Origin of the sequence: Clostridioides sp. ES-S-0006-03 (assembly GCF_020662275.1) — a bacterium.
Taxonomy (GTDB): domain Bacteria; phylum Bacillota; class Clostridia; order Peptostreptococcales; family Peptostreptococcaceae; genus Clostridioides.
In genome coordinates, this window is record NZ_JADGMM010000023.1 from 1 (window position 1) to 26,656 (window position 26,656).

Genomic DNA, 26,656 nt, shown 5'->3' on the forward strand with positions numbered 1-26,656 from the left:
ATAAAAGTTTATCAGGCTCAGATACTATTGTTATCTAAATATCTGGCTTTATGGTTTGTTTCTTGTTTTTATAAATTAACCTACTGTTTAATTTTCAAAGTTCATTTTTCATGTTTGCCCTTTTCTTGGGGACAAGTAATACTATATCACCTTAAAAATAATTCGTCAATACTTTTTTTGTTTTTTATTTTAAAAAAGGTTATAACTCTTTGTTTTTTTTAATACTTTTAACTAAAACTAACAGATATAACCCTTGATATTACAAGTAACACATGCATATACAGTTTTTCCTATTTTGCAATTTTATTTTCGTAAGAATATGAGTTGGTTCTGACTCTATCTGCCCAAGCATTTATACTCTTAACTTTATTAACCTTAGTTGTACTTTCAAATATATCCATTGCATCCTTACAAAAATATACCATAACATCAAGAACTAAAAATCCAATACAAACTAAACATAAAAAATCAATTACTTGAAACATCACACATTCCCCCAATAATTTTTTATATATAGTATTCTCAAAAATTATTCCTTTTTCCTTCCCAAAAATTACTTTAAATATTTTCATAATAAATTACTTTCAATCATATTTTCTAAATATAAAGTTCCAATCAACAAAAACTAATATCAATTTGTAACGTTTGTTGGTAATTTATAAATTAAATACATGAAAACTTCTTTAGAACATATAAAAAGCATTCTACATTGACATTTTAAATAAAATAAAGCTATTTATTGATAATTTAATAGCTCTATTTTATTTAAAACTTAGTAGAATGCTTGTATTTTTTATTTTTCTTCTTCTTCTTTATTTTGATTATTATCAATAGGTTTCATAGTAGGGAATAATAATACATCTCTTATAGATGGAGAATTAGTTAATAGCATAATAACTCTATCTATACCTATTCCTAGTCCACCTGTAGGAGGTAAACCTACTTCTAATGCTTTTAAGAAATCATCATCCATCTCAAAAGCTTCATCATCACCTAATTCTCTTTTTCTCAATTGGTCCATAAATCTTCCTTTTTGGTCAATTGGGTCATTAAGCTCAGAAAATGCATTAGCTAACTCCCATTTATTAGCAAAAGCTTCAAATCTATCAGTTCTTCTTGGGTCTTCAGTATTTCTCTTAGATAATGGAGATACTTCAACTGGATGATGTGTTATAAATGTTGGTTGGATTAATTTATCTTCTCCAAACTCTTCAAAGAAAGCATTTATTACTTCCCCTCTTCTCATTCCAGGCTTTATTTCTATTCCTTTTTCTCTAGCAACTTCTAATGCTTCTTCATCTGTATTTATTGCAGAAAAATCTACGCCAGAATATTCCTTCACACAATCTTCCATAGTCATTCTCTTCCAAGGAGGTGTAAAGTTTATTTCTGTTCCTTGATAGTTGATTATCATGCTTCCTGTAGCAACTTCAGCCATATGTGCAACAACATTTTCTGTTATCTCCATCATATCAGTGTAGTCTGCATATGCTTGATATAATTCTATAGCAGTATATTCAGGATTATGTTTTAAATCCATACCTTCATTTCTAAACATTCTTCCCATTTCATAAACTTTATCAAATCCACCAACAATAAGTCTCTTTAAGTATAATTCGTTTGCTATTCTTAAATACATTGGTATATGTAAAGTGTTATGGTTAGTTATAAAAGGTCTAGCATTCGCTCCACCAGCTATAGTATTTAATATTGGAGTCTCAACTTCTAAAAATCCTCTGTCATCTAAATACGCTCTCAATGCCTTTAATGCTTTCGTTCTAATTAAAAAAGCATTTTTTACTTCTGGGTTCACTATTAAATCAACATATCTTTGTCTATATCTTAATTCTTGATCTTTTAATCCATGATATTTTTCTGGTAAAACTTGTAGAGATTTGCATAATAATACTACACATTTAGCCTTTACAGATATTTCGCCCCTTTTAGTTCTAAATATTTCCCCTTCAATACCAACTATGTCTCCAATATCATATGTTGAAAATACACTATATTCTTCTTCCCCTATAGCATCTAATCTTACATAAGATTGAATTCTTCCTTCTTGGTCTTGAATATCTATAAAACCAGCTTTACCTTGTATTCTCTTGCTCATGATACGTCCTGCTATTTTTGTAGTTTGACCTTCAAGAGTTTCAAAGTTATCTTTTATTTCCATAGAATAATGAGTTCTATCATATCTACTTTCTTTGAAAGGGTCTCTACCTGATTCTTGTAATTTTTTTAGTTTATCTCTTCTTACTTGAAGTACTTCACTAAGGTCTTCTTGAATTTGTGCTTCTTCATTGCTTTGTTGATTATTTTTCATTTTTTTCCTCCAGATTATCTTCTTATTTCTAATATTTCAAACTTAGCAACTCCATCAGGAACTTGCACCTCTACAACCTCTTTAACAGCTCTTCCTAAAAGCGCTTTTCCTACAGGAGATTCGTTTGATATTTTGCCATCATATGGGTCTGCTTCTGTTGAACCAACTATAGTATATTCAACATCTTCATCAAATTCTAAATCTTTAACTTTAACTATTGAACCTATTGTAACAACATTAAGGTCTATTTTGCTTTCATCTATGATAACAGCTTTTCTAACCATATTTTCTAATTTTAAGATTCTTTCTTCAACCTGTGCCTGTTCCTTTTTAGCTTCATCATACTCAGCATTTTCAGATAAATCACCAAAAGATATAGCAACCTTTATTCTCTCTGCAACTTCTTTTCTCTTTACAACCTTTAAATTCTCTAATTCTTCTTCTAATTTATCGTATCCCTCTTGTGTCAATAAAAACTCTTTATTCTCTTCCATTATAAATACAACTCCTTCACAAATTTCTTAGGAATTTTCCTAATTATATTTTAAAATTTTTATAATCTTTTTTTAATTTATGCGCTATATTATAAGTCACTATTATTTTTATGTCAAGGAGTCTTCCATATAGTACTCCAATTTCGACACAACTTCTTGATAGTCTTCTATTTTATTAATTTCATCTCTTAATCTTGCAGAGTTTCTAAGACCTTTTAAATACCAAGCGATGTGTTTTCTCATTTCCCTTACAGCTACATACTCTCCATGTTCTTCTACTGCAAGCTTTAAATGTTTAATGGCAGTACTTATCTTTTCGTTAAGAGTTGGCTCTGGCAAAATCTCGCCTGTATTCATATAATGGTTTATTCTTTTAAATATCCATGGGTTACCCTGAGCACCCCTACCTATCATTATAGCATCACAACCCGTTTTGTCTAACATATTTATTGAATCTTCTATTGTAAATACATCACCATTTCCTATAACAGGTATATTTAAATTTTTCTTAATATCTGCAATTATATTCCAGTCTGCTTTACCTGTATAATATTGCTCTCTCGTTCTTCCATGTATTGCTAAAGCACTTATTCCACAAGCTTCTGCTATCTTTGCTATCTCAACAGCATTTATACTATTATCATCCCATCCTTTTCTTATTTTTAAAGTAACTGGTTTCTTTGAATTCTTCACTACTGCCTTTAATACCTGCTCTGCAAGTTTAGGATTTTTCATAAGTGCTGAACCATCCCCATTTTTAACTACTTTTGGAGCTGGACATCCCATATTTATATCAAGGATTTCATTTGGATATTCGTTCATTATTTCTGCTGCTCTTCCCATAAAATCTGGCTCAGAACCAAATATCTGAACAGCTACAGGATGTTCTTCTTTTTCTATCTTAAGCATTTTTTTAGTATTTTCATCATCATAGCAAAGTGCCTTACCATTTATCATTTCTGTATATAAAAGTCCACATTCTTGTTCTTTACAAATTAATCTAAATGGAAGGTCTGTTACCCCTGCCATAGGTGACAGAAAAACTTTATTTTTTAATTCTAAATTTCCTATTTTCATCGTTTTTCTCCTATTTTTTCCTTTGTTTTTGTGATTTTATTTCTAAATCTGCATTTCCTCATTATAATATACCACATAACACTAAAAAACTATCATAAAAAGGGAACTGGATATATAATCCAATTCCCTGTATTAATTATTCTTGGTTTTTTTCATATATTATTCTTAATCCTTCTAGCGTTAAAAAACCATCTACATAATCTATACTTTTTGTTTCTGAAGCAATTAGTTTAGCTAGCCCACCTGTAGCTATAACTTTAACATCATCACAATTTAATTCTTTTTTCATCATATTTATTATTTTATCAACTAAACCTACATATCCATAAATTATGCCAGATTGCATAGCCGATACAGTACTTTTACAAATAGTCATACCTGGTTTTGCTAATTCTACTCTAGGCAATTTAGATGCACTTTGGAATAATGCCTCACTAGATATCTTTATTCCTGGTGCTATTGTACCCCCTAGATATTCACCTTTTTCAGAAATAGCACAAAATGTAGTTGCTGTTCCAAAATCTACAAGTATACTTGGTGCCCCATATTTTTCTATGCCTGCTACAGCATTAACTATCCTGTCTGCTCCAACTTGTTTTGGATTATCATATTTTATATTTAGACCTGTTTTTATGCCTGGACCTACTATCAATGGATGCTTTTTACAGTATTTTATACAAAAATTTTCAAGAGAATGCATAACGTTTGGAACTACAGATGATATTATTACATCATCAATAGCATTTATATCCACATCATCATACTTAAATAAGCTACTTATTAGAATTCCATATTCATCAGATGTTTTTTCCTTATCTGTTTTAATTCTCCAATAATTAACTAACTTGTCACCTTTATATATACCTAAAACCATATTAGTATTTCCAACATCAAATACTAGAAGCATATGTCATTAACCTTCTTTCTATTTTTTGCTTTTCTTAAGTACAGCAGCAACGGCAGCTACTACTAAAGCTCCTACTATTGCTTCTGGTACTCCATTTGCTGCGGCAAGAGCCATTATAACCTTTCCTGCTGAACCATTTTGACCCATTGCTTGAAGATACTTGTCAGCATATAAAACATATATCATTCCTAAAACACCAGCTGTATTTAACAAAGAACCTACAGCTCCTGTAATTAATCCAGATATGTATACCTTACTTGTAGCATTGATTATTAGTTGATATACATAATAAGCCAATATACCTATCATAACTCTTGGCAATATTGAAACTAATGGATTTATAAAAACAAAAGATGTTACTGTTGGGTTTACTATAGCGTTTAAAAGACTTGATACTCCAAATATAAAGCCTATTGCTGCCCCAACTATTGGTCCTTCCATAATAGCTCCAATAATAACTGGTATATGAATTATAGTTGCTTTTGTAGGTCCAACTGGAATAAATCCCAATGGAGTCATAGATAGCATAATAGAAATAGCTGATAGTACCCCTATTATAGTCATCTTTCTTACATTTACTTTTCTTACTGATGCACTTGTGTTCATCATAAAAAATACACCTCCGTTCCAGCTCACTAACGATGCCGGACTACTTAATTTTTTGATTTTTCTTACTCTTGTTTCTTATCATTATGAGTCAGGCTACTACTTTCAGGATGCCTGCTCTAACAAGAATAATTTTATCAAGATGAGTTGTCATTGTCAACAATTTGACAAGAAAAATATGCTAATTTCATCATATTTCTCATTTTTTTACTATGTCTTTATATGCTATTATATTTTCTACACTATCAGCTTTTTTTACTGCATTTATTATACTTTTTTCCACAGCCTCTACAGCCAATGAACCTAATAACGTTATATCTGCTTCTATTTCACCTTTTGACATTGTGAATATTGTATCTCCATCATGAGGTGTATGGATAGGAAAAATAGCTTTTGCATACCCATCATGACCCATTTGAGATATTTTTTTACATTCAGCTTTAGTCAGTTTAGCATTCGTAGCTATAACTCCAATTGTAGTATTATCTATACTAAATCCACCTTTACTTGCACCTTGTTTCATCAATTTATATGTATCAATTGTTTCTGTTTTTTTATCATTTAAGGCGCCTGCTATAACCTTACCATCCTCATAAACATCTCCAAGAGCATTTACAGCAATTAATGCAGATACAATCAATCCATTATCTAGTTTTATAGAATAACTTCCTATTCCACCTTTCATAGCATATTCTTGCCCTCTTATCTTTCCAACAGTAGCTCCACATCCTGCTCCATAATTACCTTGATTTAAAACAGTTGTATTTGCCACCTCACAAGCTTTATAACCCATTTGTATATCTGGTCTACACTTAAAATCTCCTACTCCTAAATCAAATAAAACTGCTCCAACAACTATAGGAACTTTTCCAACTCCAACATCAAAACCAATTCCTCTTTCTTCTAAGTATCTACTTACTCCACAAGTAGATTCAAGACCATATGCAGAACCTCCTGCTAAAACTATAGCATGAACTTTTTGAACCATATTTACAGGGTCTAATAAATCGGTTTCTCTGGTTCCTGGAGCCGACCCTCTTACATCAACACCACAAACTGCACCTTCTTCACAAATCACTACTGTACATCCAGTCAGCCCTATTCTATCCTCAACTTGCCCAACCTTTAAACCTTCTATATCTAAAATATTATCATACATATCCATTTTCTCCTCTTATAGAAACTTCACCCGAAACAATTTCTTTTACACTTCCATCACTACCCTGAACTACTAAGTTACCATCTTCATTTATATCTAAGCATTTAACTAATTCTTTATCATTTCCTTTTAGTACATATATATTCTTATCTATAATAGCAGAATAATCTCTACATATTTTTAAAGTTTCTTCTTTTGAGTTATTTGCAATATAATCTAAATATAACTTTTCAAATTCAGCCAATACATTTCTGACAATATCTACTCTAGACAATTTGTATCCTTCTTTATACAATGAGGTAGCTTTCTCAGCTATTTCTGAATCAAAGTCCATTATTTTAACATTTATTCCAATACCAAGAACAACATAATTTGTTCTTTCAATCTCAGCAGACAATTCTGTTAGTATACCACATATTTTTTTCCCATTTAAAATAACATCATTTGGCCATTTTATCAAAGTCTTTGCCCCTAGATTATTTAAAGCTTGTGTTACACTTGCTCCTGCTATTAAAGTTATAAATGGTGCTTTAAACGGTTCCATATCTGGTTTTAGAATAATACTCATCCAAATTCCTTCATGGGGTTTGGAATCCCAAGTTCTTCCTAATCGTCCTTTTCCCATATTTTGATGTTCACTTAAAATCACAGTTCCATCTATACTATTCACAGCCACTCTTTTTGCGTATTCATTGGTTGAATCTATAGTATCAAGATGCTCAATATTCTTACCAATAAACTCTGTATTTAATTTATAGTAGATATTCTGTGGACTTAATAAATCAGTTGGATTTTCTGCTAATCTATAACCTTTCTTATTTACAGATTCTATATTATATCCCTCTTCTTTTAGAGCTTTCATATGTTTCCATATAGCTGCACGTGACACACCTAATTGCTTTGACAACTCTTCACCCGAAATAAACTCAGATTTATTATTTAATATAATTTCTATTATCTTCTCTCGCATACTTCACCTCTAATATGATATGATTTCATGACTTCTTTTCTTCTAATAAGTAATTATACATTATTAATATATTTTTAATACTACTAATTTTAAAATTCCTTTTTAATATATTATCATAAGTAAACTTATATACCCATACCATTAATTCCCATAGCTTAATATTTTGCCTAATCTTTGCTAAAATCACAAAAAAAACTGAAAGTATTAATTAGATTGATATATGCAAATATACTTTGTTTATCAATTTAACATTATACTTTCAGTCTTAATATTTAATCCTTAATAGATAATACTCTTAAAATAATCAATATTTTAAAATTATTTATCTTCATCAGATTTATTTTCTTGATTTTTATTTATATCAACAACATTGTTTCTTTCTTCTCTATCTTTTTCTAGATTTATAGTTAATTGCTCTTCATTTTCTTTAGGAGAATTTTCCTCTGTAATTGCATTTTCAATATCATTTAATGGTAATTCTTTATTAAATGCTTTTATAAATTGATCTGCATCTAAAGTTTCATAGATAAGTAAGGCTTGTGCTACATACTCCAGTCTATCCATGTTTTCTTGTAATATACTTCTTGTCTTATCATATGCACCATCAACTATACGTTTTGTTTCTTGGTCTATCTCAAAAGCAACCTCTTCAGAATAGTTTCTCTTACTTGAAAAACTATTACCTAAAAATACTTCATCATCACTGTCAAATGACATTGGACCAAGTTTAGAACTCATTCCATATTTTGTTACCATACTTCTTGCAGTAGCTGTAACTCTTTCTAAGTCATTTGATGCTCCTGTAGACACATCTTTTAGCACTAACTCTTCTGCTACTCTACCTCCAAGTAAAACTACTATGTTCTCTTTCATCTCATTTTTAGTAGCATAGAACTTATCTTCAACAGGAAGCTGCATTGTAAATCCTCCTGCTCTTCCTCTTGGTACTATTGTAACTTGATGAACAGGACTTACTTCCTCAAGTATATGAGCACAAACTGCATGCCCGCCTTCATGATATGCTGTAAGTCTTCTTTCTTTTTCACTTATTACTCTCGATTTCTTAGCTACACCTGCTATAACCTTTGTTATAGCTTCTTCTATAGTTTCCATCTTAATTTTCTTTTCTCTTTTTCTAGCTGTTAGTATTGCAGCTTCATTCATTAAGTTTTCTATATCAGCAGGAGTAAATCCTGGTGTTCTTCTAGCTAATACATCCATTTTAACATCATCATTTAGCGGTTTATTTCTTGAGTGAACTTTAAATATAGCTTCTCTACCTTTTACATCTGGTGTACCAACAACTACTTGTCTGTCAAATCTTCCTGGTCTAAGTAAAGCTGGGTCAAGTATATCTGGTCTATTTGTTGCTGCCATGATTATTATACCTTGGTTTACTCCAAATCCATCCATCTCAACTAGAAGTTGATTAAGAGTTTGTTCTCTTTCATCATGACCTCCACCAAGACCTGCTCCTCTCTTTCTACCAACTGCATCGATTTCATCTATAAATATTATAGCTGGAGCGCTTTTTTTAGCTTGCTCAAATAAATCTCTTACTCTTGAAGCCCCAACCCCAACAAACATCTCAACGAAATCAGAACCACTTATACTGAAAAATGGAACTCCTGCTTCTCCAGCAACTGCTCTTGATAGATATGTTTTACCAGTTCCAGGAGGTCCTACCATAAGCATTCCTTTTGGTATCCTTGCCCCTAATTCAATATATTTCTTAGGATTCTTCAAGAAGTCTACTACTTCTTGTAAATCTTCTTTTTCTTCATCCAATCCAGCTACATCTTTAAACGTAACTCTAGTTTTTTCATCATCCTTATGAACCTTAGCCTTTGACTTACCAAAGCTCATAACCTTTCCGCCTCCACCTTGAGACTGATTCATAAATACAAACCAAAGAATTACCATAAAGAATATTAACAGTAATGTAGGTAGCATCTCAACAAACCAAGGTGTAGATGGTTTAGCTTCACCACCAAATGTTAATTTTCCAGCCTTAGCTTGATCTAACACTTCATCTGCAAGTTTATCTCCCATTATTTCTGTTGGAACATATGATTTAAACTTTGTATTTGTATCTTTTATAGTACCTTCTACAGAAGTTTGATTTACAAAGTACAATCTTGATATATTCTCATCTGTTAATTCCCTATATACTTGGGAAAATTTTAAATCTTTTATTTTTTCTGTAGGCTTACCTGAGAATTGAACTATACCTACTATAATTATAAAAACAAGTAGATAAAAACCTGCCCCTTTTAGCAACTTATTCAATATAGAAGCCCTCCTTTCATACATTGCTTTGCCCTATAATTTGTTAAAATTAATTTTTAATACTTCTTTTGTGCTTTCATCAATTTTATAATTCTCACTGATTTTATAATCTCCAACACATATTATTCCTTCACTATCTGTGATTATAGGAATTTTACATCTTTCTTCTCTTGGGATTTTTAAATCTATGAATAAATCCTTCACTTTTTTACTTCCCATAGCAAGTTTTATCTTATCACCTTGCCTTCTGCTCCTTATTACTATACCCCCTTTTACCTTATTAAAATCAAACCCTTTAGATGAATTGTCTAATTTCATACTCTTATACCTATCTATACTCATTACTTGGGTCTCAATAATTTGTTTTAATTCTTTTATTTTTATAAACCCATTACTAGGTATATTGTAATAAAATTCAATTTCCTCACTAACAATTTCCTCATTGGTTAATATTATACTGTCTTTTTTTCTATAAACAAATATATTTCTCGGAAGAGTTATCATTTTATTTACTTTTGAATCACTTTCTAAAGACATTATGTCCTCTATATGTTTTTGATCAACAAAATTAGTATCTCCTAGTATATGTTTTATAGAATTTCTAAGAACCCTAACTTTGATAGCATCATGTAAGCAAATAAAATCTTCTAAATTTATCTCTACAAAGCTCTTTTCTTTTATATTTGAAACTTCTCTAAATTTAGCTTCTGCCTCTTTCTCAATATAATCGTTGTCACTTTTTAAGCTATTGCTCATCCTCACTATAGATTCTATTACATTTGAATTAAAATTATCCTTCATATATGGTAAAAGGTCTAACCTTATTTTATTTCTAGTGTATATGTTTTCTAAATTTGTTTTATCTATTCTAGGATTTAAATTATAAGCCTTACAATATTCCTCTATATCTATTCTCTCTACATCCAAGATTGGTCTAATTATACAGTTATCTCTAATGTAATCAATTCCTTTTAACCCTTTAAGACCTGTTCCTCTCATAATACGCATCATGACAGTCTCAGCTTGGTCATTGAGATTATGGCCTATAGCTATTTTGTTAGCTTTAATCTTATCCTTAATTTCATAAAACATTTCATATCTTAGCTTCCTTGCTCCTTCTTCTAATGATAACCCCTCATTTTCACAATATTTTGGTACATTAATAGACTTTACAAAGAATACAATTCCCATATCCTCACAAAGCTTAGATACATATAATGCATCTTTTTGAGCTTCTATTCCTCTTATTTGATGATTTAAATGTGCTGCATATATTTCTATATTAAAATCTTTTTTTAATCTATTTAGTACATGCAATAAACAAACTGAATCAGGTCCTCCAGAAAGACCCAAAACTATTTTATCGCCTTTTTGTATTAAATTATGTTTATTTATAGTACTTAGTACCTTATCAAATATCATATTTATCCCTCTTACACTTAGTTTTATTCACTTTTAAGTATACTTTCTATAAAAAAACGCTAAACCCTTGTATCAATTTTAAGAAATTAAAGTTTAATATAAATATAATAATACCAAATAAATTAAATAAAAGGTAGTTTTTTCACTACCTTTATAAAATTTCTGGAAAATAGCTATAGTTATTATTTAATATCTATGTATATATCTATTTTGTTTCTACCTAAAAATAAATCTTGTATCTTTATATTATAGTCTATTTTCAATTTTATGTGTTCCCCTTCTTGTATATTTATATCCAATTCTCTTGTGTCAATATCAATTAATAAGGTACCTTGTGGGGTTACATATTTTGTAGTACTGCTTTCTGCACATTTAAACATCATAGTTGAATTAATAGAACCAAACTTTTTAATACTAACTTCATTTTTAAGTATTTTTATAGTATTAGTTATTTCTATATTTTCTTCTTTTTCCTTGTAAATAACATATATTCCATCATTTTTATAAAAAATTTTACCAAAAGTAGTCATCTCTATGGTGTCCATATTACCTTTTTCATCATATTGTCTAGTATTTATGCTTATTTTTACACTCAACGATTTTTCCTCCATAGACTTCTTCATATAAACTAATATTTTTGTATCTCCACTTTTTGAATTTTATCAATTTTTTTCTTTAAAAATTCTTTCGCTATATCTGAAAATTTTTCATGTATGTCTGATACATAATATTGATAAATTCCATGAGCTTCTTTGCTATTTATAATGTTTCGTTCTTCTAAAATCTTTTTTAAATCTTTAGCTGTCTCTTTAGCTGGATTAACCAATTTTATGTGTTCTCCAACCTCTTCACCTATTGTTCTCTTTAAAATAGGATAATGAGTACATCCTAATACCAAAGAGTCTATATTCTTATCTTTTAATTCTTGTAGATATATCTTTGCTGTTAATTTAGCTACTTCTGTATTAGCCCATCCTTCTTCAACAATTGGTACAAATAAAGGACATGCTTTATTAACAATTTCTATATTTTTATCTATTTTAGATATTTCTAAATTATATGCCTTTGAACTTATAGTTCCTTCTGTTCCAATTATACCTACAGTCTTGTTTTTAGTGGAACTTACAGCTGTCCTAGCACCAGCTTCTATAACTCCTATTATTGGTATATCATATTTTTCTTGAGCCTCTTTTAAACTTCTCGCAGTAGCAGTATTACAAGCTATAACTATAGCTTTTACATCCTTAGTTTTTAGAAAATTTATAGCTTGAAAAGTATATTTAATTATAGTCTCCTTAGATCTCGAACCATATGGTATTCTAGCAGTATCTCCAAAATATATTATATCCTCATTTGGTAATATCTTCATTATTTCTTTCAAAACCGTCAATCCGCCTAATCCCGAATCAAAAACTCCTATTGGTCTATTGCTCATTTTTATACAACACCTACTTTACATTTTTGTGTTTAACAACATCTTATTTATCGCTAAAATTTATTTTTATATTCACAGTTAATATATTATTACCTAAATGATTATTATAGTTTATTTTAAACAAAAAATAAAGGAGCTATCTCAAATTAGAAAATAATTTCTAGAAAAAGACAACTCCTCTCAGTACTCAAAAATTTAAATTTATTTTGCAAACACATGATTCCCTATTCTCAGATATGGATTTAGTCTATTTATCCATTTGCAAGTGGCTATTTCTGGGTTCCAGAAATATACTGCTTTATTTGTTGGGTCAGTTCCATAAAGAGCTTCTTTAGCTGCTTTACATGCTGAATCTGTTGGTGTCTTTTTTATTGAACCATCAAGCACAACTGAGAAAGCATTCTTCTGATATATAACTTCCTCTATTGAATCTGGAAATCTAGGGTCCAATACTCTGTTTATTACTACAGCTGCTACAGCAACCTGTCCCTCATAGCTTTCTCCTCTAGCTTCACCTGCAACCAATTTAGACAGTAACATTAAATCATTATCAGATAAATTTATTACTTCCTTTTTTGCTACATTTTTTTCTTGTTTGTTTACTTTCTTAGCTGTCTCTGTTGGCTCATCTGCATATACCTCTTTAATAGGCATAAATATATAGGTTAAAGCTAGTAATATAGCTATCAGTTTACTCCACCTGTCCATGATTAAAACCACTCCTTATAATTTTATTTTTTTAAAATTTTTCTTCTAAATCCTTTACTACTTCAATTACTTTAAACTTGATTTTTACTCTGCTTGTTTTTTTTGGTGTGTCTTGTTTTATTAGCTTATATTCCTTGTCAGTTAAAACTTCTTTTAACTTATCATCTGTAGATTTGTCTATAACTCCATTAGACTCATCAACAAAACATAATGGAGGAAACATAACACACCACCAGTTTTTTCCTTCACCTTTTCCAATTATAATTTTTAATGCTTTATATTCACCTGCTGGAAGAACTATATTAGAATATTGTTTTGTAGGAAAGTTACTATATTGTATACCTACCTTTACACTGTAATTATATCCATTTTCAAGAATAATATTTTTACTTATTTCTTCCAGAGTACTATATTCTTTTTTTATAATAGCTTCACTTTCCTCTATACTTTTTGAGTTTTGTAGTTTTGGTTGTAAATATTTTACTACTTCATCCCTAACTTTTAATTTAAGTTCTTGATCTTCATCTGTATTACTATTTGCTATGACATGAAATCTTATTAATTTATCTTTATAGTCTTTTGATATATTATCAATTTTTTTTACTTCACCATTTATTACTATCGTCATTATTGATATGACTGATATAAGACTTAATATTAATATTCCCAACCTAACTTTAATTTTTCTCATTGAAAAATCCCCCTCAAGATAAATTTATATCATCAATTATGTCCATTTAAATTTAATTTATTCATAATATTTTCAATATCAATAAAAAAACTACTTTGAAATGTTTATAAACATTTCAAAGTAGTTTTTTAAATTTTATAAGTCTTTATTCATCATAGCCTTATCTATCATAAATTGTTCTGCTTTTTCTATATGCTCTGTAGCATATTTCTTAGACAACTCACTATCACCTTTTATTATGGCATCAAGTAAAAATCTATGTTCTTCAACAATATTAAGCGATGAGTCGTAATCAGACATATAAGTAACTCTAAACCTATACACTTGTTCCCATAAGGAGTTTATCAATTGGATTAACTTTTTATTGTTTGTTGCTTTAAATATACATTCATGAAATTCTACATCTTGTTTCAATAGTGCATCTAAATCTGATTCCAAAATGCTTTTTTTTAACGCTTCTGATATATCCTTAAGTTTTTTTATATCATCATCACCAATTCTTTCAGCAGCAAGAGACGCTGCTAGACCTTCTAAGCTTGCTCTTACCTCTAATACATCTAGAAGATCCTTTAATGACATATTTGCTACATATGCACCTTTTCTAGGCAACATAACAACTAAACCTTCTAATTCAAGCTTTCTTATTGCCTCTCTTACTGGAGTTCTACTTACTCCTAATTGTTCTGCTAGTTGTACTTCCATCAGCCTTTGACCAGGCTTTAATTTCCCTTCTAAGATTGCCTCTCTTAAATTTTCGAAGACTACATCTCTTAATGGCTTGTAATTATCCAAGTTCAGTTTAGTTAAATTCTCCACAAATTTCAACCCCTTTTTGACTGCTGTTAACAACATATACCTGTTTATATTTTTTTAATAATTCTTTTTTTCCAATTAGAGCATCTTCTTTACTTTCAAATAATCCAAAAACTGTAGGACCACTTCCACTCATCATAGAACCTAAAGCATTATTTTTCATCATAACTTGCTTTATATTATTTATCTCTTCATATTTACTTATAGTAACATTTTCAAGAACATTTACCATATTTTCTGATACAGCTTTTATGTCTTCTGAATTTAAACACTCCATCAAATATTTATTATTAGGTCTTTTTTTAATATTATTCAAATCTAACCCTTGATAAACTTCTTTTGTAGAAACAAATAATTCTGGTTTACATATTAAAATACTTATATCACATGGTAAACCTTTAATATCTGTTAGTTTTTCTCCAACACCTTGAGCTAAAGCAGGCCTTCCTGATATACAAAATGGAACATCTGCTCCCAAGTTAAATCCGATGTCTTTTAATTCATCTTCAGATAACTCAAGTTTCCATAATTCATTTAATCCTACTAATACTGCGGCGGCATTGGAACTTCCTCCAGCCATACCTGCTGCTACAGGAATATTTTTTTCTATGAATACTTCTACGCCTTTTTTTATATTAAATCTATTCTTAAGTATTTTGGCAGCTTTATAAACAATATTATCTTCATCTAAAGGGATATCTAAACTAGTGCTTTTTATCTCTATTTCATCTTTATCTAATCCCTTTATTTTTACTATATCGTATAAATCTATCGTTTGCATTATCATTTCAACAAAATGATAACCGTCTTGCCTTTTTCCTAAGACATCAATGGATAAATTTATTTTTGCCCTGCTCTTTAGTTTTATAAAATCCATTCTATCCTCCTTGTTTAAAGAATAATGCATCACTAACAATAATATTATACTACAAAAAATAAAATAATAGGGTATTATAATACCCTATTATACTTAATTACTTTAAATTTTTTAATATTAATCTACTAATACGACTTTTTTTTCTAAAATAAGACACTTGCCAGGCTTAATTGCTTCGTCAAGTTTTATATCATTGAGTTCTGCAATTTCATTTTCTGTTGTATTGTATTTTTTTGCAATATTCCAGAAAGTATCTCCTTCTTTACATATATATACAATTATACTTGGGGCTTTAGATAAATCATACACACCTTGATCTTCACCTTTAACAATAAAGCTTTCTGCCTTTTTATCTAATGCTTCAGTAAATCTTTTGATTTTTATAACCAAATCTATTTGGTCTCTATTCAAATCAACCTCAATTTTATCAATACATGCTGTATTAAACACTGATGCTGTATCAGTTAAGTTATCCATCTCTATATCATGCTCAAATGGAATTTCTTCACTAATTTTATAAACTAATTTTAGCCCTTCAACTGGAATAAATAAAATTTCAACTTTTATAATCCCTTGTATAATACTTTTATTTCCTTCAATGTAGCTATTTTCTATAGACATAGTTGGACAAACACTTACAATATCTTTTATTTGTATATCATCATTATCATTTCTTATTCCTTCTCTAACCATAAATGTTTCTTCACTATTTCTTAAAGTCTTATTTAATTGAATAGGTTTATGGTCAAATTTTATTATCTTTTGAGGAGAGTATGCATCTTGTAATACCTCTCTTGTTACTTCATCTGTAACTTTTACCTTGCAACAAGCCATACAATCTATTTCTAATAGACCTGTATTACTTTCACTATTTTGTTTAAAAATATGATTAAAGTCTGACATGGACAATAATACTTCCTCTGTCATACCATCACTCACTCCAGGAACTTCTACAAACTGAGTGAACTCTATACCCACTCTATCTAACTCTACAAGTTCACCCTCATATGTACAAGCCAATGGATTTATTTCTAATACTCCACCAATAATAACCTTATTATCAGTTACTCTACTTTCTTTTACTTTAACACAAGGATTTAAGCTTATTATAGATTGAATTTCTTCTGTATTTATAGTTATAGTGTCTCTTATAGAACTTTCTGCTTTTTCTATTCCCACTATATCTTGAAAACAAATTTCCTTTCTATGCTTTTGTATGCCTTCTACTTGAGCTACATCCTTTACAATATCTAATCTCTGTTTTTCAAATAAACTTCCTCTTATATTCATAAGAGCTCCTACTTTAATCTTTCTCTCATTCATTATAGTGCAGTCCATATGCTCTACCTCTGAAAATAACATGTATTCCATATCTTGCATAACATTATCTTTTTCTATTACTTCGTTTATATCTACTTTTCCATCTACATTAGAAACAGTATTTTTATCGTCTGCGATGTAAATTACGTTGTAATTAAAACTTCCTCTACAAAGTATCTTTCCATCTGCTATCTCAATTTTTTTAAGTGATATGTAACCCTCAGTCTTTACAATCTCATATACATCTAGCTTCTTGTCTGGCACTACTGCTTCCGCCTCAATAAATGTTTGAAATTTCCCAAAGTCTATTCTATTGTCAATTTTAATTACATCTTTAATTAATTCCATAGTTTACCTCCTTAAGTATTATAAAAATATCACACTATATTTATATTTAAGGAACAAAAAAAAAATTACACCTATTTTTAATAGGTATAATTTTAACTTATTTGTAATTTATCTTGATCTCTAAAAACTTGCAACTTTACATTAGATGTTAATAAATCTGAGTAACTATAAGATACCCTAGGATATCCATTACTTTCATCATCTAATTTTATAACAAACACGCTTGGATAAACTTTTTCTAGTATACCCTCTTTTGTAATAATCTGCTTTCTTCCTTTATTAGCTTTCAACAATATTTTCTTTCCTATATGTCTTTCTAAGCTTACTCTTATCTTATCTAGAGTTTGAACAGTAGCCACAATATCACCTTCTTTAACGTTTATATGTTTACATAATATCACATATAAACATTTTTGTCAAACGTTTAAACTAATTATTTTATATATTTTTTGCAAAAATGTCAATACTATTTTTGAATATATACAGTATAATTATGTTAATTTTTGTTAGTGCAATATTGTTTTTGGCATTGCCCATCTAAATTTCCCTCTTGTTTCAGAGCCACCAATACCCTTAACACCTGTGATAGTCTGCTCTATAACCTCATCAATAGGTACTACTACATCAATTCTTGAACATGCAATTTTTTCTACTACAAAAACAGGGTCTAAAGCATGTATCATTATTCTACCAGGGGAACTTGCATAATTCGCTCCTGCATTTATTATTTTTTCATAATTTGACTGACATGCTCCTGCAAATATTACAAGATTATCCAAATTTGGTTGCCATTTACGTGCTTCTCTAACTGTTTTCATAAAATTTAAAGAGTTTCTATAGTTATTCATATCTTCTATATCCCCTCTTTTTACTGTCATTGCATCATGTCCTGTAATTACTAGTATATCCGGATTATATTTTTCTAGTAATGCTCTTACTTCTTTATGCTGGTTTTGCTCTGAAACTGCTACTCCTACTGCAGGTATTCCAAGTTGAGCATATACATCCAAACAAATTTTTAAATACTCTTTATCTCCATCTATTTGTAATACTTTTCCAGGCATTCCATATGTGTTAGAATTTAATTGAAGTTTTGGAACTGCCCTTGTCATCTTTTTCTGTCTCTCTTTAGCCTTTCTTACTGACTTATATAATAAATTTTCTACATTTTTATCTATTAATATATCTTTTATATCAGGTGCTTTTACTAATTCAAGGTCATCAATATAAGCATCTGCTATTACTCTAAATGCAATTCCTTTTAGTATAGCTATTTTTTCATTATTTTCATCTACACCAAAAGAGACTATTTTAAATACAATATCTTTGTTATGTGACTTTCTAGCTACAATGTCTCCTACCTTCATAGTTAAACCTCCAATAAATTTTTATCTTAGTTTATACTATGTTCGATATAAAACTTTGTTTCCTAATGTCAAAAAAACATTTCTTATAACACTTCTTTTATTACTCTTAAAGCGTTTTTATAGTATATTTTTTCTATTTCATCTTCACTAAATCCTTCTTTTTTTAGAGGCTCGTATAATTTACCCATTTGAGATATATCCTCAATCTCAACTTTTGAATCTATTCCATCGAAATCTGAGCCTAGAGCTACAACATCAATTCCTCCAACATTTACAATATGTTTTATATGTCTAACCATATCTTCAAGCTTACTTTCGCTTTTATCGCCTAAAAATAAGTGGAAGAAGTTAATTCCTGTAACCCCACCTTTATTAGCCAACACTTTAATCATATCATCAGTTAGGTTTCTAGTATGATTCATCATTGCTCTTGAATTTGAATGTGTAGCTATTATTGGTTTATAGGATATTTTTGCAATTTCATAAAATCCACCATCTGAAATATGAGAAACATCAACTAGCATACCTAGCTCATTCATCTTATGTACAACTTCTCTACCAAAATCTGTAAGACCTTTTTCTCTATACTCTATATTATTATGAGGAAAGCTTAACTCATTCACATGATTCCAACTTATTGTCATCATTCTAACGCCTAAATCATAAAACTTCTTTAAGTTTTCTATTCTACCTTCAAGCACTGCTCCTTCCTCTATAGATAAAAGTGCTGTAAGCTTATTCTCTGATTGATTTTTCATAATTTCTTCATAGTTAGTAGCTAGAGCTATTACATCACTATTTTTTTTCATTTCTTTATGAAATTTATCTGCCATACTCATACAGTAATCAAAAGGATGTTTTACTTCTTCAGTATCAACAAAAAGAGCAAATGTTTGAGCCAATGAATCCCCTTTTTTCAGCCTGTCTATATCAACAGAATATTTGTTAGTTTTAAGTTCACTTGTTTCTACATTCTCCATTAATTTTGCTATAGTATCACAATGCAAATCAATAAATTTCATATTTATACCCCCTGTATATTTTATATTTATATCTAAAAATAGAAATAGTTGTCCTTATAGACAACTATTGACAACTATTTTTTAATATTCTTTTTAATGTTACTTAATTTTATTCCTCTTTTAGGTTAGGTATTACTTTCTTAACTTCTTCAATTTGATGCCATGTTTTATCTATACTATTTTCACTAATATATTTTTTTAAATCAGTTAAAGATGTAAAATCTTTAACTGATAAATTGTCATCATCATCTGCAAATCTTAAAATAAACATAAGATTACCTTACTTTCCACAACATTTCTTATATTTTTTACCACTTCCACATGGGCATGAATCATTTCTTCCTATTTTTGCTTCTTTAACTACTGTTTTAGATTTTTTGTATGCTTTTATTATTTCTTTTCTTTGGTCTGCTGGTAATATTTCTTCCCAACCTTGTAAATTATATAGCCAATGAGCCTCGACAGTTACCATATTGTTATATAATTTTTCCCAATCTATTTTTATAGAAACTTCTTTATCAGCTTCTACATCTTCTAAAACTATATCTTCTTTTAAACTTTCACTTATTCCATCTATGAATCCCATGAAAAATTCATTAGTAGTTCCAAATTTCTCAGCTAATTCACTTACTTTACCTTCAACAACATCCATTTTACTATTTAATATTTCATTGTATATTCCAGCTTCAACTTTTAAATATTCTTCCCAGAATTTTACCTCTGTTTCTTGACTTTCGTGGTTATCACTTAAATTTCTCCATTCAGTATATAAACTCATACTTTTTTCCTCCTAAGTATATCTATATTTTTTTAGTTTTTTTATAGTATAAAATCTTTTAGTTAGATTGGAAGTTTCTTCTTTTTGATTATACCATATTCTATTTAAAGTTAACTCTTACATTATATCATAATTAAACAATTCTTTTAATACTTTTATAGCATACTCTTGGTTTATAAAGTAAGGACTTGTAGCAATTGTTACAACTTTAGCTTTTTTAATTAGATTTTTTATCTTTTCTAGTTTAAAATCAAATGGTATATAGTCCATATCCTCTGAAAATATATCTAAATCTATGTCAAGAACAAACTCTGGCTCTATATCTAAATCAAAGCCATATGAGCTATCTATTATTATTAATTCTGAAAATATATTATGTTTTAATGCTGGTTTTATAAAACTTCCTACATTTAAAACCTCATTTGTATACCTAAATACGTCCTCCAGATTATTTATATCTACATTGTAGTTTTTAGGCTCTCTAGTATCCTTATGTTGATCTACATGTACTAGTTTACATCCTCTTGTGAATTCATTTGCCATCATAGATTTTATCCAAAAATAAAATGCATGGTTATGATTATCAAAAACATATATTCTTTTATTTCCCAGGACATATTCGACCATATTTTCCAATCCTGTTGCTTTTATCTCTTTATTTTCATCAATTTCATTAAATACGACTTTGTTTCCTAATTTCACATCATCCAATGTTCCACTTATTAGTTTTGGAACATATATACTCTTATTTTTTCTCTCTTCATATGAAAATACATTATTTCCTACTGGCTTTTCTATATAAAACCCTGTATATTTATAGTTTATCATAAGAATTAATTTCCTCCATAATTATAACCTATACACCTTAAACTCACTTATCATAAATTAGGTTATCTAGTATAAAAGATACTTGTATATAACTAGCTATTATATCTTCTCTCAATATGTATTATACAATAAGTGTAAAATATATTTATATAAAATATCCTACATTCCTATAACAAAACCATCTGCTTCAATTGGCAAGTAACTTACTCTTGTATTTAATTCCACTTTTCCAAAGAATACTACCCAGTATGGTCTAAAGATACTTTTAATTTTAACTATCTCTATCTCTGGTATACCCCCCATAAACCTGTGACTTAATCTTATAGCCATTTTATTTGCCTTTGATTTTACTCTCCTTTCATCCTTATCACTATATTGTATGATGTCATTATCTACATTTTTTACAATTTCAGACACTGGTAGTTCTTGTACTATACTGCCAGCACCCGTAGAACCATTTACTAAAATATTTAATTCATTTGTATTACCAGTTTGTTTTTTTTTCATGAAAATAGATTTATTTTGATGAATTTTAAGTGTAACGACTTTAAACTCTATATAATGAAGTCTAACTTCATGAACTTCTTTATTTTTTAATATCAGTCTACTTAGTAATGAATTATTTCCACTTTTTGCTATATCTATAGCTTCATCTTTTGTAATTTTTATAGGCAATGCTCTTATATCCATAAAATCATTCCCTTTCCTCTTTTTTTCCTGTCATTTTAAATACTCTATATAGATAATCAAAAAATATTATAACTACTGCTATCATGACTCCATATGGGATTATCTTTCCAACTATAATATCATTTCTAGTTACTATACCATAAAATATAAATCCTGTTATTAAAAAGTATAATAGTACTAAAAAACCATCTATACCAAGCCATTTTATTTCCAAATCTTTTTTTACTTTAGATACCAATTTAGACATAATAACTACTCCTTTTTTATAGATTATTTTGTGTATTTAAATTTTTACCTATTCTATTTCCTATTGTCCATGCAATAAATGAAAGAGGGATGGCTATAACAAGAGGTTCTAATTCAAAACTTTGAACTGGAAACATTTTAAAATAACCAAAAGTTACTCCGCCTACAATCATTCCCAAAATACCACCCATAGATGTTCTTCTTCCATTACCAAGAAGACCTCCTACTATAGGTACAAATGCTGAACCCATCCAAATACTTCCTACAAATATACATGCATCATATACATTTTCAAATCTAAACGCCACACTAAGTCCCATAACTGCCGCTAAACATACACCTATTCTAGTAAATTTAACTAATTGCTTTTGAGATAATTCTTTTTTAGTAATTCTTCCATATATATCATTTGCTAAGGTAGCTCCTGCTGCTAGATAATAACTATCTAGTGTTGATATTATTGAACCTAAAATTCCGATTATAAATATAACTCTTATACCTTCTGGCAATGTATTTAAAACTAAAGTTATATACCCAGCTGCTGGAGCCATTTCTGGATAAGTGGCTCTAACTATAAGACCTGTCATAGTTAATACCATGTCAAAACATATCCATAGAGAAAAACAAGTCAATAAAGCTCTTCTCCCAACTTTTGGAGAATCTGCTGCTGAAAATCTTTGGTAAAACGTTGGGTCTGAATAAGCTCCAAATGAATATACTATTAACATCAATGCTTTCATTGCTGACATACCTTTTGTAGGATGCATTAACTGAGGTGCATCTTTAAGTGCTTCTGTAAGACCTTGAAAACCACCTATTTGGTCAAATTGACCTGGCATAACCATAGTTAGACCAAATACCATGCAGAAAAACAATACCATATCTGTAATGGCAACTCCCATAAGACCACCAAGAACTGTCAATATAACTACTACCACTACCATTATAAACCCTATTAGCTGTTTATCAATTCCCCAAGCTACATTACCTATAGTTCCCATAGCTGTTATTTCTCCAAGTTGTGCACAATATATAAACATTAAAACTGCTCCAATTATAGCAACTTGCTTTCCATAAAAACTTTCTAATAAATCAGGAACTGTTATATTAGTTCTTATATGAATTCTTGGTCCAACCCACAATGCTAAAGGCATTCTTCCAATATGTGCAGCTATTGACCATACTGCCCATGCAGATATCCCATATATAGCTGCATACTCTACACTACCCACTGTACCAACTCCACCATACCAAGAGGCAACCAAAGTACCTACTATCAAAGACCATGGTAAACTTCGATTTCCTAGGTAATAACTTTCCATATCTTTTACATTTCTAGAAAAATAATAGCCTATCCCTAACAATAGAAATGCAAATATAATTATAATTCCATTTTCCCATAATGCTAACATATCTACTCTCCATATTCTTATTATTGTCTTAATTTTCTATTTTAATATTTAAATAGTTACTGTTATTTTTTAATTAAACTTACTTTATACCACATGTTATAAATTTATTTTATAATCATGAAATCTCTAAACTAAAACTATTATTATTTTAAACATGAACAACTCTACCCATTTTAAAAAAATAGGTAGAGTTATATAAATAATTATAAGTATTTAAGCGATTTTATTATTCAAGTTTTTATTTTCTTTTTTATTTATTTTATTTAAAGCATAAGTGGCAAATATACCTATAACTGCACACACTACAGATAGAATAAATATATATGTATATCCTGTTTGTCCATATTTATCTAACCAGTTACCTGCAACTGTATAGTAAAATGCATCTGGAGAAAATCCTATAAATGAAGCGAATCCAACTACTGCTCCTGTAGTTTCTAAAGATATATTAGACTCTGAAACAGATGCAAAGTATATACCTCTAAATCCAAATAAGATTACACTTAGTATTATCATATTTATTACAGCTATCCATATAAGTGCTGCACTCTTAGGGATTACTAAGTAAGCTGCTGTACTTATTGTCATTAATATAAATCCTACAAACATTACTCTTATAGATGAACCAACTTTATCTGTTATAACACCTGCAATAGGAGATGCTCCCATTTTTATAACATAAGTTCTAATTATTGATAAAGCTGAAACTAAAGTCATTGGCATTACATAAACTTCTGATAAGTATGGGCTTAAATAAGTTAAACTTGAAAATACTAAGTAAGTTGAAAATATTATAAGACCAATCAGCCAAGCTTTTGGCATTGTAACTACTTTTAGTAATGATTTAATGCTTAATCCTTCATCTGATGCTCCAGTATCTTTCTTTTCTTCTACTAAGAAGAATAAAAGTATACCACATATTATAGATGCTGCAGAATATAACCATACTACATATTTAAATCCAATAGTTATTTCAGCAAACTTTCCAAAGAAGTAAAGACCTATAAAAGAAATTAATGTACCTGATACCCCTGATAAACCTTCATAAAATCCAAATATTCTTCCTTGCTCTGATTCACTACCTTGCATTCTAACAACCTTAACAGAAGCTGAGAAGAATGTTAATATTGTTGTAAATCCCCATAATACAAATATTAAAAGAATCATGTTGTATGATGGAAATGTTGAGAAGTAAAACCCTAATGCTCCTGAAGCAATTAAAGAAAAAGTTATCAGTTTTCTAACTGAAAATCTATCAGCAAACCATCCACCTATAAAATAAGATACCATTCCTACTAATCCATATAAACTCAATAAGTTCCCTATTTGCGTATGACTCAATGCTAATGCTTGTTGCATTGGATCATAAAATGATGACTTCATATATGGTAAACTATACATAGCTGTTGTTCCAAATGCCAATATGAATATTACCAAAAATCTCTTAACATTACTTTTGTTTTCCATGATTTTGTCTCCTTAAGATTTTATAATTTTCTAGTTTTATTTATATAACTTTATTTTAATTTTTCTATAGCTTGTTTAAAGTCATTTATTATATCATTTGCAGACTCTAATCCTACTGCTATTCTTATTAGATTTTCTCCATTCATTTGAACTAATGTATGTTCTTCTCCTAAACTTGTTGCTATTGTTGCAAGTTCTAAAGAGTTCATTAATTTTCTACTAGCTTGGTCTCTTGTTAATCCATTTATTCCGTCTTTAAGTTTAAATGAAACTACTCCTCCACCTAAACCATTCATTTGAGTTTTACAAAGTTCATACTGAGGATGAGTTTTTAGTGCTGGATATTTTACCAGTTCTACATTTTCTTCTTGCTCTAAAAACTCTGCTACTGCCAATCCATTTTCACAGTGTTTTTTCATTCTCATGTCTAACGTTTTCATGCCTCTTAAAATCATCCATGCACTCATTGGTGGTAAAGATGCTCCTGTAAAACAACATAAACTTGGCCATCTAACTAAATCTATTAATTCCTTTGAACCTGCTACTGCTCCCCCTAAAGTATCTCCATGTCCATTTATAAACTTAGTAAGACTATGTATTACTAAGTCTGCGCCTAAGTCTATTGGTCTTTGTATAATTGGAGTACCAAAAGTGCTGTCAACAATAGCTAAACTCTTATTTTCGTGAGCAATTTCTGCTATTGTTTTTATATCTACTAAATCTAGTGATGGATTTAATGGACTTTCTATATAAACTATCTTAGTATTTGATTTCATTGCATCTTTTACATTTTGTGGGTTTACTGCATCTACAAATGTAACTTCAACGCCAAATTTGGCTAACAACTCAGACATAAATAATTTAGTATGTGAGAATATTCCATCAGAACTAACTATATGGTCTCCACTTTTTACTAATGCTAATATAGTAGATGTTATTGCTCCCATACCTGATGTACTAGAAATAGCACTTTCTGCATTTTCAAGCATAGCTAATTTAGCCTCTAGCTCTGTAAGTGTCGGATTACACTCTCTTGTATATACATACCCCCATGTCATACATAACTCTTCAAAATGCTCTACTGTCTTTGCAGCAAATGTTGCTGTTTGACATATTGGAGTAGCTAATGCACCTGTTGTTGGGTCTGCACTATGTCCCCAATGTATTATTTTTGTCTCCAAATCTTGATTAATATTATTACTCATTTTAATTCCTCCTATTTTGACCTATTTATACAACGTTTTCCCTGCCAAATTTCACCAATTCAGCTTTAATTAATACAAACTTTTTAAGTATACTTTTATATTTGTTATAATTTCTAAAAATCTGACACTTATTTTGCTTTTTTATAGTTTTAATTATAAACTCTATAGTAACTATAGAGTCAATATGTTTTTGATATTT

General features: G+C 29.4%; 28 protein-coding genes. All 28 read right to left on the reverse strand.

What is annotated here, in order from left to right; all coding sequences use genetic code 11:
- Nucleotides 1–290 precede the first annotated feature (290 nt).
- Nucleotides 291–485, reverse strand: coding sequence for a hypothetical protein (locus tag IR151_RS19390; RefSeq protein WP_227437515.1), 195 nt, complete (start codon nucleotides 483–485; stop codon nucleotides 291–293).
- A 308-nt stretch (nucleotides 486–793) separates the two neighbouring features.
- A complete protein-coding gene (lysS, locus tag IR151_RS19395) occupies nucleotides 794–2,326 on the reverse strand; it encodes a lysine--tRNA ligase (protein ID WP_227437517.1) in 1,533 nt (510 codons plus the stop codon).
- Between the two features lie 14 nt (nucleotides 2,327–2,340).
- Entirely contained in the window at nucleotides 2,341–2,820 is a 480-nt protein-coding gene (gene greA / locus IR151_RS19400; RefSeq protein WP_021386470.1) for a transcription elongation factor GreA, read from the reverse strand.
- A gap of 108 nt (nucleotides 2,821–2,928) precedes the next feature.
- Nucleotides 2,929–3,897 carry a tRNA dihydrouridine synthase DusB gene (gene dusB / locus IR151_RS19405; protein WP_227437519.1) on the reverse strand — a complete coding sequence of 323 codons (969 nt, stop codon included), beginning with the start codon at nucleotides 3,895–3,897 and terminating at the stop codon, nucleotides 2,929–2,931.
- A 136-nt stretch (nucleotides 3,898–4,033) separates the two neighbouring features.
- Nucleotides 4,034–4,804, reverse strand: coding sequence for a type III pantothenate kinase (locus IR151_RS19410; RefSeq protein ID WP_227437521.1), 771 nt, complete (start codon nucleotides 4,802–4,804; stop codon nucleotides 4,034–4,036).
- Nucleotides 4,805–4,822: 18 nt separating this feature from the next.
- Nucleotides 4,823–5,413: an ECF transporter S component gene (locus IR151_RS19415; RefSeq protein ID WP_227437523.1), complete on the reverse strand. Its 591-nt coding sequence runs from the start codon at nucleotides 5,411–5,413 to the stop codon at nucleotides 4,823–4,825.
- A 196-nt stretch (nucleotides 5,414–5,609) separates the two neighbouring features.
- A complete protein-coding gene (locus IR151_RS19420; RefSeq protein ID WP_227437525.1) occupies nucleotides 5,610–6,569 on the reverse strand; it encodes a P1 family peptidase in 960 nt (319 codons plus the stop codon).
- Nucleotides 6,562–7,539, reverse strand: coding sequence for a biotin--[acetyl-CoA-carboxylase] ligase (locus IR151_RS19425; RefSeq protein ID WP_227437527.1), 978 nt, complete (start codon nucleotides 7,537–7,539; stop codon nucleotides 6,562–6,564). Before IR151_RS19425 ends, IR151_RS19420 begins: the two co-directional genes overlap by 8 nt.
- A 318-nt stretch (nucleotides 7,540–7,857) precedes the next feature.
- Nucleotides 7,858–9,828, reverse strand: coding sequence for an ATP-dependent zinc metalloprotease FtsH (gene ftsH, locus IR151_RS19430; protein ID WP_227437529.1), 1,971 nt, complete (start codon nucleotides 9,826–9,828; stop codon nucleotides 7,858–7,860).
- A gap of 33 nt (nucleotides 9,829–9,861) precedes the next feature.
- Complete coding sequence (gene tilS, locus IR151_RS19435; protein WP_227437532.1) at nucleotides 9,862–11,250, reverse strand: tRNA lysidine(34) synthetase TilS; 1,389 nt, start codon at nucleotides 11,248–11,250, stop codon at nucleotides 9,862–9,864.
- A 182-nt stretch (nucleotides 11,251–11,432) separates the two neighbouring features.
- Nucleotides 11,433–11,861, reverse strand: coding sequence for a DUF1934 domain-containing protein (locus IR151_RS19440; RefSeq protein WP_413927377.1), 429 nt, complete (start codon nucleotides 11,859–11,861; stop codon nucleotides 11,433–11,435).
- Between the two features lie 17 nt (nucleotides 11,862–11,878).
- Nucleotides 11,879–12,685 carry a glutamate racemase gene (gene murI / locus IR151_RS19445; protein ID WP_227437535.1) on the reverse strand — a complete coding sequence of 269 codons (807 nt, stop codon included), beginning with the start codon at nucleotides 12,683–12,685 and terminating at the stop codon, nucleotides 11,879–11,881.
- Nucleotides 12,686–12,886: 201 nt separating this feature from the next.
- Nucleotides 12,887–13,393 (reverse strand): cell wall hydrolase, encoded by a 507-nt coding sequence (locus tag IR151_RS19450; RefSeq protein ID WP_227437537.1) that lies wholly within the window; start codon nucleotides 13,391–13,393, stop codon nucleotides 12,887–12,889.
- A gap of 31 nt (nucleotides 13,394–13,424) precedes the next feature.
- Entirely contained in the window at nucleotides 13,425–14,084 is a 660-nt protein-coding gene (gene spoIIR / locus IR151_RS19455; protein WP_227437539.1) for a stage II sporulation protein R, read from the reverse strand.
- Nucleotides 14,085–14,219: 135 nt separating this feature from the next.
- Nucleotides 14,220–14,900, reverse strand: a complete 681-nt coding sequence (locus IR151_RS19460) for a GntR family transcriptional regulator (RefSeq protein WP_227437541.1) — start codon at nucleotides 14,898–14,900, stop codon at nucleotides 14,220–14,222.
- On the reverse strand, nucleotides 14,884–15,774 hold the full coding sequence (gene ispE / locus IR151_RS19465; RefSeq protein ID WP_227437544.1) for a 4-(cytidine 5'-diphospho)-2-C-methyl-D-erythritol kinase: 891 nt from the start codon (nucleotides 15,772–15,774) through the stop codon (nucleotides 14,884–14,886). Before ispE ends, IR151_RS19460 begins: the two co-directional genes overlap by 17 nt.
- A 117-nt stretch (nucleotides 15,775–15,891) precedes the next feature.
- A complete protein-coding gene (locus IR151_RS19470; protein WP_227437546.1) occupies nucleotides 15,892–17,442 on the reverse strand; it encodes a DUF3794 and LysM peptidoglycan-binding domain-containing protein in 1,551 nt (516 codons plus the stop codon).
- A 92-nt stretch (nucleotides 17,443–17,534) separates the two neighbouring features.
- On the reverse strand, nucleotides 17,535–17,801 hold the full coding sequence (locus IR151_RS19475) for a Veg family protein (protein WP_009892135.1): 267 nt from the start codon (nucleotides 17,799–17,801) through the stop codon (nucleotides 17,535–17,537).
- Between the two features lie 147 nt (nucleotides 17,802–17,948).
- Entirely contained in the window at nucleotides 17,949–18,809 is an 861-nt protein-coding gene (yabG, locus tag IR151_RS19480) for a sporulation peptidase YabG (RefSeq protein ID WP_227437548.1), read from the reverse strand.
- An 83-nt stretch (nucleotides 18,810–18,892) separates the two neighbouring features.
- Complete coding sequence (locus IR151_RS19485) at nucleotides 18,893–19,831, reverse strand: dipeptidase (RefSeq protein ID WP_227437550.1); 939 nt, start codon at nucleotides 19,829–19,831, stop codon at nucleotides 18,893–18,895.
- A 109-nt stretch (nucleotides 19,832–19,940) separates the two neighbouring features.
- Nucleotides 19,941–20,102: a hypothetical protein gene (locus tag IR151_RS19490; RefSeq protein WP_227437552.1), complete on the reverse strand. Its 162-nt coding sequence runs from the start codon at nucleotides 20,100–20,102 to the stop codon at nucleotides 19,941–19,943.
- Between the two features lie 9 nt (nucleotides 20,103–20,111).
- Complete coding sequence (locus IR151_RS19495) at nucleotides 20,112–20,609, reverse strand: SEC-C metal-binding domain-containing protein (RefSeq protein WP_227437554.1); 498 nt, start codon at nucleotides 20,607–20,609, stop codon at nucleotides 20,112–20,114.
- 117 nt (nucleotides 20,610–20,726) lie between these two features.
- Nucleotides 20,727–21,437, reverse strand: coding sequence for a UPF0489 family protein (locus tag IR151_RS19500; protein ID WP_227437556.1), 711 nt, complete (start codon nucleotides 21,435–21,437; stop codon nucleotides 20,727–20,729).
- A 159-nt stretch (nucleotides 21,438–21,596) separates the two neighbouring features.
- Nucleotides 21,597–22,127 carry a hypothetical protein gene (locus IR151_RS19505; RefSeq protein WP_227437558.1) on the reverse strand — a complete coding sequence of 177 codons (531 nt, stop codon included), beginning with the start codon at nucleotides 22,125–22,127 and terminating at the stop codon, nucleotides 21,597–21,599.
- A 4-nt stretch (nucleotides 22,128–22,131) separates the two neighbouring features.
- Nucleotides 22,132–22,374 carry a hypothetical protein gene (locus IR151_RS19510; RefSeq protein WP_227437560.1) on the reverse strand — a complete coding sequence of 81 codons (243 nt, stop codon included), beginning with the start codon at nucleotides 22,372–22,374 and terminating at the stop codon, nucleotides 22,132–22,134.
- 16 nt (nucleotides 22,375–22,390) lie between these two features.
- Nucleotides 22,391–23,785 carry a sodium:solute symporter family protein gene (locus tag IR151_RS19515; protein ID WP_227437563.1) on the reverse strand — a complete coding sequence of 465 codons (1,395 nt, stop codon included), beginning with the start codon at nucleotides 23,783–23,785 and terminating at the stop codon, nucleotides 22,391–22,393.
- 213 nt (nucleotides 23,786–23,998) lie between these two features.
- Entirely contained in the window at nucleotides 23,999–25,252 is a 1,254-nt protein-coding gene (locus IR151_RS19520; RefSeq protein ID WP_227437565.1) for an MFS transporter, read from the reverse strand.
- A 50-nt stretch (nucleotides 25,253–25,302) separates the two neighbouring features.
- Nucleotides 25,303–26,457 (reverse strand): trans-sulfuration enzyme family protein, encoded by a 1,155-nt coding sequence (locus IR151_RS19525; RefSeq protein WP_227437567.1) that lies wholly within the window; start codon nucleotides 26,455–26,457, stop codon nucleotides 25,303–25,305.
- Between the last annotated feature and the right edge of the window lie 199 nt (nucleotides 26,458–26,656).